Here is a 10698-nt window from a genome sequence, read left to right on the forward strand (position 1 = left end):
ATTCGACCCCGCTGCTTTTATCCTCAACGAGTCGCCAGAGGGGGGCAATATCTGAACGATCGAGTAAACCATACTGCAAGTGGTAGAGCGCTGCCAGATAGGCCGTAGACGCCAATAGATCGCGGCAGGCAAAGGTTTCGCCATCTGCACTGCTGATTGATCGCCATTCTTCCAGCTGCAAGAGGCCATACATCTTTGGATCCAGGCCATCCCATTTTACATCCGCAAGGGCAGCAAGCAAGCCATCATAGCGCTCAATATCCGACCACAGTGGAGCTGAGAAACTGTTACCGTATAAACTTTGCAGCCAGACCGCCTGGTACTGTGACTTGCTAGAATCCGGGACACGACAAAGTCCGCCGTCAGACATAATCGGAGCAAGATCGCTGGCAAAATCTCCTAGTGAATTATTAACCGCCAACACCTGACAGGACCATACCGAAATGGCGAAAAAGCATGCAGTTAAAGCACACCACTTTGGTAACAAAATGTACAACCTTCTTGCTCCCTTCTCCAAGCCTGTTAGAATCCCCCCTAACCATAACATTGTTAATTCGGGATGCGAACGAATTGTGCTGTTCGCACCATTATTGCGGTTCTGACATATTGACTCAGCCCTGATAGGGGGCACCAGAGCACTATTAGGGGAAAACATTGATGCACAAGCCCTCATCCCGGCGCCATACGACAGCTTTTATCTTTAGCCTGATGCTGCTCCTTTCCGTTCCATCTCTTGCCGCAGATAAAGCCCCAATGCTTTCGCCACTTACGGAAGACTTGGCCATTCAGGCCCCCAACATGAATCGAGCCGTACTGGACAAAGCCATTTCCGCGATGAGGTGTGCGGTCAATCATGGTGCTGACCAGGCGGACCGACTGGCGGTCATCGATTTTTCTTTACCTTCAACCGAACCACGCTTGTGGATATTTGATTTGAACAGCCGTTCACTGATTCTCGAGGAGCTGGTGGCCCATGGTCGCAACTCAGGTGACAATGTAGCGACCAAATTTTCCAATGAACAAGGCAGCCATCAGTCCAGCATCGGTCTGTTCCGGGCTTCAGAGAGCTATATAGGCCGGCACGGTTATTCCCTGCGTATGGATGGCTTGGAACCTGGTATCAATGATCGCGCTCGAGAACGGGCAATCGTTATTCACGGTGCTGACTACGTGAACAATCAATGGATCAAACGGCATGGCCGCATCGGCCGAAGCCATGGATGCCCTGCAGTAAGCCGGGATGTTGCCGATCAGGTGGTGGATACACTTAAAGACGGCCAGTTTGTCTTTTCTTATTACCCTGATGATCATTGGCTTGCGACTTCCCCTTATCTCAACTGTCAACCCAAACGGGTGGCGGCAATTCTGCCACCAATCAACAATAAGGGTAGTTGATAGAGTCATCAGCGCGCACAAAACCAGTTTACTTGTGTACAAGCGATAACCAGTCCTGATGTCCTAAACCGTGTCATAAAGTTAGTGCTGAGATGATGTATTGTTAATGCTTCAACTTACCCCTTGATTTTCATAAAATTTAGAGTAAGCACGCATTGTTTCAATGTTCTTAATGCACTTATTAAATAAGTTTTACGCTACCAACATAATTAACCATCCAGCATTAATTACAAACCGAGTGTGTAATTCACATAAGCAGTGGCTGAGCCAGTACTTTGAAAAGGTAATTGTTGGTAGTAAAAATCTACTGCAATTCGTTGATTACTGGCGGGGCTGAAATAAGCACCAATGCTTGCCACAGGACGCGTGCGATTAAGACTGTCGTTAAAATTTTCACTGGTTAAGCCACTGACGCCCGTCGCTGTTAAATCATCTACGGAGTGAGAAAGGTCGTGTTCAATACCCACGCTACCAGTCAGATTCACTTTGTCTGTCAGTTTTTGATTGAGCTTCATACCCACTAAAGCAACGGTTGAACGGTCTTCAAGAGCGGCATAGGTCAAAGGCGAAAAGATAGAACCTTCTTCTGTATAGGCATCCTGTTTGATTCGGGTATAACGTAAAGCGGCATATGGCCTGACTAAGGTTCTCGCTTCATTCACCAGAAAGCTATAACTTAATTCACCCACATAGCTTTGGGTATTGATGGACGTGTCACCAACACCGGCTTCTGAGGTATTCATGATCTCGCGAGTAGTTGTTAAATTTTTATCCTGATAAGCATTGGCAATTTTAAATTGATAGCCCAAGTGGTCTGCATTTTGGTTCCAGACGATAAATATTCCCATCAGTGGATTTGCATTTGAAATATCCACACTTGCGACGGTGTTGGTATTGAGATTGTGATTTAAAAAGCCCCCAAAGCGCAGGGTAGGTGTAGCTTTATAACCTGCAACTATGACCGCAGAAGTCTCATGCGTGCTGGGATTATCCACATAGGTCTGTTGGCCACCCACAGAGACACAAAAACCTCTGGTATCAAACAAATCACAGTCGTAAGTATTCATGTTGGCAAAGTTTGTAGCGATAAGCTGCTGTGAAAATCCGCCGCGTAGGTCTGATGCTAGAGATTGAACAGAGGCTTGGGTATCAACAACAGATGGGCCTGCAAAAACAAATAATAAATCCCAGGCATTTAACAAGCTTTCATTTGCCACCAGACTGTAGTTAAAACGACCATAAGTGCCAGTGGTATCTGAAATATTGTTGAGGGTCGGAAAATCCTGCAAAACTTCCAGGTATCTTCCCTCAGATACAACAGAAGCATCCACCCCGGAAACAAGTGTTGTGCCCAAATTACCGTATATGTTGAACGCCATATTTCCATTGTTTGCAGCGGAAATTTGAATATTACCGGGTGCGAAACTTAAAGCTGAGAACTGACCATATTGCGTTGGACTTTTAATAATGATGTTGTAATTTTCAGGTAAGTTACCACGAATATTTAAGGGACCAGTCGTATGCGAACCTTGTAAGTTATTAAGGTTCTTTATCGAGGCACTTCCATTTCCGATGCTGGCAAATCCACCTGTAATACTGCCAATGTTAGTTAAAGAGGTGATTGTTGATTGATTACTAATGCCGTATCTGACCACACCAGTGATTTGACCAAAGTTAGCGACATCAACGTTCCCGCCTGGTTTGTTCCACAAACCCCATTGGTTATACGTATAAATTGACCCGTAATTGACCAGTTTGGCTGATGTTGATGTTTCCAAAATAACCACTGACCGACCAGTCACACCTTTCTGCGCATCATTTGAAACCGTTACCCCTGAAGCAATAGTGACATCCGCCCCGGTATCAAGGGTTAGTCCTTTTATATTGCCCCCATTACAACTGGCTGTCACTTCCAGGGTAGTTGTGACTGTCACGCCGCCATTACACTGGGCAAAAGCAGGTCGGGTAAACAATACCAATAAGATGGAAATAATTAACTTCAACTCTGTTACTCCTTAATACTGCAAATTTTTTGGTTGATCAGCGAAAAGTAAAACTACGTTTTTTTATTGAGGTTACTAATTGCTTAGAGTCGAAGTTGATATGTAACTTATTATTTCAATTGATTAAATTTATTTTGCTAAATGCCTTTGGATTTCATTCTTGAGCACTTCAATTACGGCACTCAGACCAAGGCTTTAGGAATTTTTTACAGGTTATCACTTTTTAAATAACGTGGTTAAATTGTTTATAAAGTATTACAAATTCCTCATAAATAATAATTGAAAAAGAGAAAAATTCCTTTTTCAATTATCTTGTAACTCAAAAATATAATTAATGCATATAGAGAAAGATAAATATTAATAGCCATGTTTATATTTTTATCTTATAAATAGAAATCAAAGCCAATCCATTCGTTGAAGATAAATTTGAGTGATAGGGGTAAAAACCATCCCTAAATTTTTCTGAACGATTTACACAACTACTGTCAAAACATTAACTGATTAATCAATCAGAGGAGTTATTTTGTCGATTAAGGATATACGTCCACTGCTGTTTGGTGTGCTCACCATTTCATTAATCCCTGCCTGCTCAAGCGAGTCTCAACGGGCCAACCAAGACCTGGCAGCACCATCTGAAAGTGGTGTCTTACACGTTGCTACACGTAACGGTTCAACTACGTATTATTTAGACCGTCATGAAAATCCTGCCGGACCTGAATATGCGTTGATAACAGATTATGCTGCCGCACGTGGTTGGGAAGTGGAGTGGACAATGTATGACTCCACCTCAGCGGTAATCAAAGCACTCGACAATGCTTCAGTACATCTGGCCGCAGCAGGCCTTACCTTTAACACTCTTCGTAATGCAAGATACGCTAAAGGCCCAGCACATACCGATGTGACCGAACAACTGGTTTGTCATCGGGAACTGAGTCCATTACCTAATTCATAAGATGGCTTAAGCGATTTTGAGATTGTGGTGACGGAGGATTCCAGCTACGTAGCTACTCTCAAAGAAATTAATGCTGATTATGCTGACCTACAGTTTCGTGAAGATTCACGAACCAGTGAGTTGATACTGGCCGCGGTGGCAGAAAAAAGCATCCAATGCTCAGTGGCTGATGCCAATATCGTCAATATTATGCAACGGCATTTTCCCTATCTGGAAGTTGCCATGGACCTCACCGATGGTCGTAATCTCGGCTGGTATGCACCTAATAAATTCAGAGACATTGCTAACGATGCGCATGAGTGGATGAACAGCAGTGAAGGTGATGAAGCCATTGGTCGGATGGAAAGTCGTTATTACAGCTATATCAGTGAGTTTGATTTCGTTGATTTACGTGCGCTCAATCGTAGTATTGATAAACGCCTGAAACGTTATATCGATGAATTCGAAACAGCAGAAGAAAGCACTGGCATGCCTGCAGATCTGCTGGCTGCCCTGGCGTATCAGGAATCAAACTGGAATCCCAAAGCGGTATCTCCAACGGGAGTGCGTGGCATCATGATGCTCACCCAGGCAACAGCCGAAGAACTGGGCGTGGAAGATCGCACTGATCCTGAAGAAGCTATCGATGGTGGCGCCCGCTATCTTGCTGATCGCCATCAACGCTTACCTGAATCAATTCCCGAGCCCGATCGAACTTACCTGGCACTTGCCAGCTACAACATTGGTCGAGGACATTTATTAGATGCCCGGCAGCTGGCCCGTGAATTAGGTAAAAACCCGGATTCCTGGTCAGATATGCGTGAGATCCTGCCACTGAAAGCGGACAAACGATATTACCCCAGCACCCGTTATGGTTACGCTCGAGGTTATGAACCTGTTCATTTTGTGCAACGTATTCGTAACTATCGTGATGTGATTAAGCCGGTTTTTACAGATTAACATCACAAAGAAAACGGGTAGGTTGGGTTGAGTTTACGAAATCCAACAATTAGATAACGTTGCGTCATTTATGAAGTGTTGGGTTTCATGCTTCAACCCAACCTACGGGATTTGTCTCTTTATATTGTTGATCGTTTGATGTATCCGTCAATTTACGTTCAAAACCATGTAACTAATGACGACATACCGCAGAAATTTACCTGCAGTAACCAATATAAGAAACCACTTTAAGCGAACTCGCAAAACACCAGCCATAACGGTTAATGGGTCACCGATTATTGGAACCCAAGCAAAACACAACGAAAACATGCCGTATTTAACAAAACGCTGTTCTGCTCGCACGAAATCATCTTCCGACATCCTTAACCATTTTTTGACCACAACCAAGCTAGCCCAGTAACCTAGAGCATAGTTTGTGAGTGAACCCAAAACATTTCCTGTTGTTGCAATGATGACTAGCGTAGTGGGGGATAAACCATTCAGCAATAAAGCACTCAAAACAATTTCTGAGCTTAAAGGTAAAATCGTCGCGGCTAAAAATGCAGAGATAAAAAGACCAATATGTCCGAGTTCTGATAAATATTCCATGATGCTCATTGTCTGTAGCACGGATAAAAATTGAAATAAATGGGATCAGTTACCATTGATAGTTGTGAAGTAAATTTCAATCGACTCTGACCCTATTGATTCCTTGATTTTCAGAGTAACAAGTAAACTTTTCAAGTTGGCTGACCCCTTGAACCCTTGGCCTGAGCCCAGTTCACCAGCTTAACAAACAGACCTTTCAGTTCTGACTGCAATGCAGCAGCACGGGCAGCAGAATATGGAGCAGGAGAGTCACCTTGAACTTCGTGCATGTAGCTTTGCTGAGCTATTTCCAACTGCAACCCGTGAACCTGACTGGAAGGCTGGCCATAATTGCGGGTTATCCAGCCACCTTTAAACCGACCGTTATGCACGAAAGAAAAATTACCACCGGATAAATGCTTTTCGACCAGAAGGGCAAGGTCTGGTGCGCAGCTTCGACCACTATTCGTACCCAGGTTCAAGTCGGGCAAAGTGCCGTCGAACAGTCGCGGACATTGTGAACGAATCGAGTGGGCGTCAAACAGAATGACAATGTCGTGATCCAGCAACAACCGGTCCAACTGCCCCCGAATAGCGGCATGGTAGGGTTCAAAATACTGCTTTTTACGACGTTCAACCTCTGCGTCGTCAATAGGCGCTGAATACAGCGGCTGTCCATCAAAACGGGTTGTTGGGCAAAGCTCTGTGGTGGCCTGGCCAGGGTACAATGACTGACCGGAAGGATCGCGGTTTACATCGACCACGCAGCGGGAAATAGCAGTACGAACGGTGGATATTCCCATTGAGCTGACAAAATCGTACAACTGGTGCACATACCAGTCGGTATCTGTCAGGGCTTGTTCGGTCGAACAGGCAAGCTGTGATTGGATAGCATCGGGTATTTTCGTTCCGGTATGCGGTAGGCTCATCAGTATGGGGGCGCTGCCCTGATTGATTTCCAGCCATTCGGTTGTCATCATTGAAGCTCCAAAATAAAAATTTGAGTTTTGGCCTTTCTCAGTCCGTTAGCCAAAGGAGGTAAAAAACCGTGTTACCAAATCGTAAAAACAAGTTGGCTGACCCCTTGATATCTCAATATCACCAGAACTATGATTTAGCTCACTCTTGGCCGGTGTTGCCAGTTTTGCACTCCGACCATATTGATCTGCATTAGCAGGTGATGTGAACTTCAATTGAATTTTTAAGTTGGCTGACTGATTTATCCCTAAAGTAATACTGCTCCCTACAGCTTAAATAGGCTCTCAAAGAGTGCCTGCAGCTTATTGTGTCCCAGACTATTCATTAGCGCTACGTTTCGTATTGGAACTTGATCGACATCAGGATATTCCACAATAGCTCGCTCAAGACTCGCCTCCCGAATAAGATGCAACAAGGGGTAAGGAGATCGGTTTGTATAATTCTCTGCATCGTCCGGATTTGTTCCACCAAATTGGTAATCTGGATGAAAACTGGCGATCTGATAGGTACCTTCCAGTCCCATTTCCAAAAGGAGGTTATCGGCATTACTCAAAAACTGATTGTAGTCATAAAAGTCCTGCAATACATTTGAGTGAATCAGCAGCGTAGTTTCAACTGACGGATCACTATTGAGCAGTTCCAGCTCGTCTTGCAGTGACTTCAACAATTGGTCTTCCGTTATCGCTCTTGTGGTAGCAAAGCGCACCCGATTGTTCAGCATCTCATGCTTAGCAAATGGGCATAGATTCATTTCCATCACAAAAGTGTTAACCCACTGCCGAACCGATAGAACAATTTCCTCGTCATTTCGGATCTCACTTGGTCGTGATAATTTCTTCATTCGTTTTTCATACATCGTCACCCAAAATCAAACACTCTGACCCTATTGATCGAGCCTGTAATGAATTTCAACGGCTTGTTATAAGCCATCCCTCTGCTTGATATGACCTTGTGTGTCAGTTGGTATTAAATCAGCGTATAGTTGCTCTAGTTCTTTTGGCTTCGTGATTAATTCTTCAGCGATGAAATTCAAAATACCAAACAACTTCTGAGCAATTTCAGAATTATCATCAAAGTTTATTTGTCCTGGGTGGACAGCGTTATTTCCTACAACCCTGAGAAGGTCAAGCGCCTGCTGAATCTTAGGGCTAAGACCTTCAGCAACCAAATCCTTAATGTCGCTATTTATATTCTTCCCGCTCTTCCCAACCTGTTCCAATAATTTTTGTAAAGCGAGCCGAAGCAAAGCAGTAGCTCCTTTTGGGGAATCAATAAGAATTTTAGAAGCCTCAATGTAAAGTGATTTTATATCATCATTTAGATCAGCATTTGGTGGCGGTAAAGTTGTTTTCTTGGGGTAAACAATTTCTTTATTAACCCATAATGTAAAACCATCACAAGAAGAACAGGTCGCTACTGCGAAGCCATCAGGGACAAATTTGTAGAAACTTCTTTTAAAATTATTATCAATTTCCTGTAAAAACCTGACGATTCTTTCTTGCGTATAGTCATCAATACTTGATCTATAGTTCAGATACAGATGGCTAAGAATGCCGGTGGCTGTAGTGCTAGCATTGTTAGCCGTAAACCACTCTTGAGTAGCAACTGTATTACAGTGGGGGCATTGATACTTCTTACTTCCGTACTCAGGTATCATTAAAAACTCCGATCATTGACAGTACATAACGCCCGCGTAAAGCGCGCGAGGTACGAGAGTAGATATTGCCGCGTTTGTTATGAATCATTTTCCTCAACCTCCAAGAATGTGCTCCCAATATCCTCTTGATACCCGTCAATTATTGTCATGAGAACGATGTGGTCTAACGTTGGCTCGAGCATTAATAGTGTGCAGGTTATTTGACTTAAACTAATGGCGGTTGCATGCGCAGGGTCTGTCATTCCTGAATTACTCTGCCCAACCAGTAGGACATCTTCTTTTGCCTCACACAGACCAAGACGATTTCTCATTCCTTTTGAGCCCGAATGTACGTTCTGACTGGCCCACTTATAGTAGGGGCGCATATGATCCAAACCAACATCCTTTTCTATTGCCGTAAATCCTACACGACTATGTTTAGGGAATATGTTTGAGGCCCAGCCGTAGTGATCTCCAAACTTTTTCCCATAACGCGCAATCACTTTATCGTATTCTACTTTGCAGCTCTCTATTTCCTCTGGGGAGGCAGCCTTTTCCTGGAGCCGATCTTCGTACTTTTTGTGCTCAAGCATTCCATCGTAAGAATCAACAATGTCATGGAAATAAAATCTCTCAGCACACTCTTGACCATGTTTAGCTATAAACATGCCCGTCGCATTTACTTCATGAAGCGCTCTCCACCTTGCGTGAGCGGCATCAGCAAAACCTGATTTAAGAAGACACAAGATTTCTTGAGCGATATGGCACGCTCTGGCATGATGCCGAACAACAATATCAAAGACTAAATCATTGCTATCTACAGCAGTTGCTCGATAGGATGAATTAAAATCCTCCCCAGCTTCAGTACAAATTACAATGTGGGTTTCTAGCAAATCAAACGCTTTTGACCAACGCTTTATATTACGCTTTTCGAAACCGCTCGCTAGCGTTCTATGTTCCTTAAGCATCTTCTTTGCTGATTTCTGAAGAGTGCTTTTCATCAAGCGTACGGCTTCTGGTGTTACGTCAGCTATTAACTGCTCAATATCAATATCTTCTGCCAGCTCTGGATTGCCCTCTAGCATGTCATTGAGTGTTTTTAAAAAATGCTGCTGTAAATCTTCCACTCAACTTTCCTTATGACTCATAACGCCCAAAGCAGCGGCGCGCATTAGCGCGTCCAGCCCGCAGAGCGATGCTGCCTTTGCTTGTTAGGTGATTAATCACCGTTTTGCTCACGCCAGACATCAATTGCATCCAGTGATTGCCCTGAATATTGCTCGTATACATAGCGCTCTTTTACTTAGATGGGCTTGTTTTTAGATATGGGAGTTGAATAATCAATTGCATTAGCTAATTCATTGAGATATTCGCGACCCTTCTATTTATAGGGGAAATCTCTTCCTCATTAAGGAACATCATAAAGTCGTAGCCCACAAAACTATGCGAACAGTTCACATCAAAAAGAAACCGTCCTTCCTCTTCGAATAAGAACCATGAACTTTTTTTCTTCATCGATGACTTTCATATACACCTAACAGTATGTTGATAAGGCCGTTGGCTTCATAATAATTATTAGCAGGCGGCCATCTAATTCTGAGCCATCTGACATGAATTATCTAAATATCTGAATAATCAAAGGAAAAAGGTCCGAAATAGATGAAATAAAATGGCCAATTAAAAATTCACTTTTCATACTGCCTCTTCAACAAAACATACAAAGCCCCAGTTCCACCATCTTCAATCGTTGCACTGCAAAACGCTAACACGGCATCACTTTGTCTGAGCCAGTGATTGAGTTTGCTTTTTAACACCGGTTTGTTATCGCGTGATCCCCAGCCTTTGCCGTGAATGATTCGTACGCATCTAATCTTTTCTTGCTGACATTGTTCGAGAAAATGGGAGAGGGTGGGTTCAGCTTTGGCGAGGGTGAGGCCGTGTAAATCGAGTTCGGCTTCGAGATGCACTTTGCCGTTTTTGAGTTTGGCGAATTGACGGTTTTGAATGCCGTCGCCACGGTATTCGAGATATTCTTCATTGCCGACTGTTTCGGGAGCGAACAGGCTGGAAAACTCGCTGGTGTCATGGGTGAGTTCGGCTGCGGAGGGTTTTCTGACCGTTGGCGGCGGCGGTGGTTTTCGATGCACCAGGCGGTCATGTTTTATCGGCTCGGCGGCGCTCATTTCATTGCGAAACAAGGGAAAATCGTCGTCATCATTTTTTTTTTT

Annotated in this window: 10 protein-coding genes and 1 pseudogene; 3 read left to right on the top strand and 8 right to left on the bottom strand. The window is 43.8% G+C overall.

All coding sequences use genetic code 11. From position 1 onward, the window contains the following. A partial coding sequence (locus B3182_RS07130) for a hypothetical protein (protein ID WP_292752111.1) occupies positions 1-517 on the bottom strand: 517 nt, incomplete at its 3' end. Positions 518-798: 281 nt separating this feature from the next. Here B3182_RS07130 and B3182_RS07135 point away from each other — a divergent pair. Further along, entirely contained in the window at positions 799-1395 is a 597-nt protein-coding gene (locus B3182_RS07135) for a murein L,D-transpeptidase catalytic domain family protein (protein WP_292740830.1), read from the top strand. Positions 1396-1622: 227 nt separating this feature from the next. Here the strand turns inward: B3182_RS07135 and B3182_RS07140 are convergent, their stop codons facing one another. Continuing rightward, complete coding sequence (locus B3182_RS07140; RefSeq protein WP_292357351.1) at positions 1623-3398, bottom strand: autotransporter outer membrane beta-barrel domain-containing protein; 1776 nt, start codon at positions 3396-3398, stop codon at positions 1623-1625. A 523-nt stretch (positions 3399-3921) separates the two neighbouring features. Between B3182_RS07140 and B3182_RS07145 the strand changes: the two genes are divergently transcribed. Both B3182_RS07145 and mltF read left to right on the top strand, forming a co-directional pair. Beyond that, a complete protein-coding gene (locus tag B3182_RS07145; protein ID WP_292357350.1) occupies positions 3922-4350 on the top strand; it encodes a hypothetical protein in 429 nt (142 codons plus the stop codon). A gap of 18 nt (positions 4351-4368) precedes the next feature. Next, positions 4369-5289 (top strand): annotated as a pseudogene (gene mltF / locus B3182_RS07150) (membrane-bound lytic murein transglycosylase MltF); the annotation flags it as partial. 147 nt (positions 5290-5436) lie between these two features. Here mltF and B3182_RS07155 read toward each other — a convergent pair. The 6 genes from B3182_RS07155 to B3182_RS07180 all read right to left on the bottom strand — a co-directional run. Next, entirely contained in the window at positions 5437-5877 is a 441-nt protein-coding gene (locus B3182_RS07155) for a YqaA family protein (protein WP_292357346.1), read from the bottom strand. A 131-nt stretch (positions 5878-6008) separates the two neighbouring features. Next, positions 6009-6836: an N-formylglutamate deformylase gene (gene hutG, locus B3182_RS07160; protein ID WP_292411616.1), complete on the bottom strand. Its 828-nt coding sequence runs from the start codon at positions 6834-6836 to the stop codon at positions 6009-6011. A 263-nt stretch (positions 6837-7099) separates the two neighbouring features. Then, positions 7100-7675, bottom strand: a complete 576-nt coding sequence (locus B3182_RS07165; protein WP_292357342.1) for a DUF1415 domain-containing protein — start codon at positions 7673-7675, stop codon at positions 7100-7102. Between the two features lie 78 nt (positions 7676-7753). Beyond that, the gene (locus tag B3182_RS07170) at positions 7754-8491 is read right to left on the bottom strand and encodes a DUF4145 domain-containing protein (protein ID WP_292357340.1); all 738 of its coding nucleotides are present in this window, start codon (positions 8489-8491) and stop codon (positions 7754-7756) included. A gap of 77 nt (positions 8492-8568) precedes the next feature. After that, positions 8569-9597: a DUF5677 domain-containing protein gene (locus B3182_RS07175; protein ID WP_292357339.1), complete on the bottom strand. Its 1029-nt coding sequence runs from the start codon at positions 9595-9597 to the stop codon at positions 8569-8571. Positions 9598-10155: 558 nt separating this feature from the next. Next, on the bottom strand, positions 10156-10698 hold a 543-nt coding region (locus tag B3182_RS07180), incomplete at its 5' end, for a Smr/MutS family protein (RefSeq protein ID WP_292752114.1).

Origin of the sequence: Methylophaga sp. UBA4204 (assembly GCF_002379485.1) — a bacterium.
Classification (GTDB): domain Bacteria; phylum Pseudomonadota; class Gammaproteobacteria; order Nitrosococcales; family Methylophagaceae; genus Methylophaga.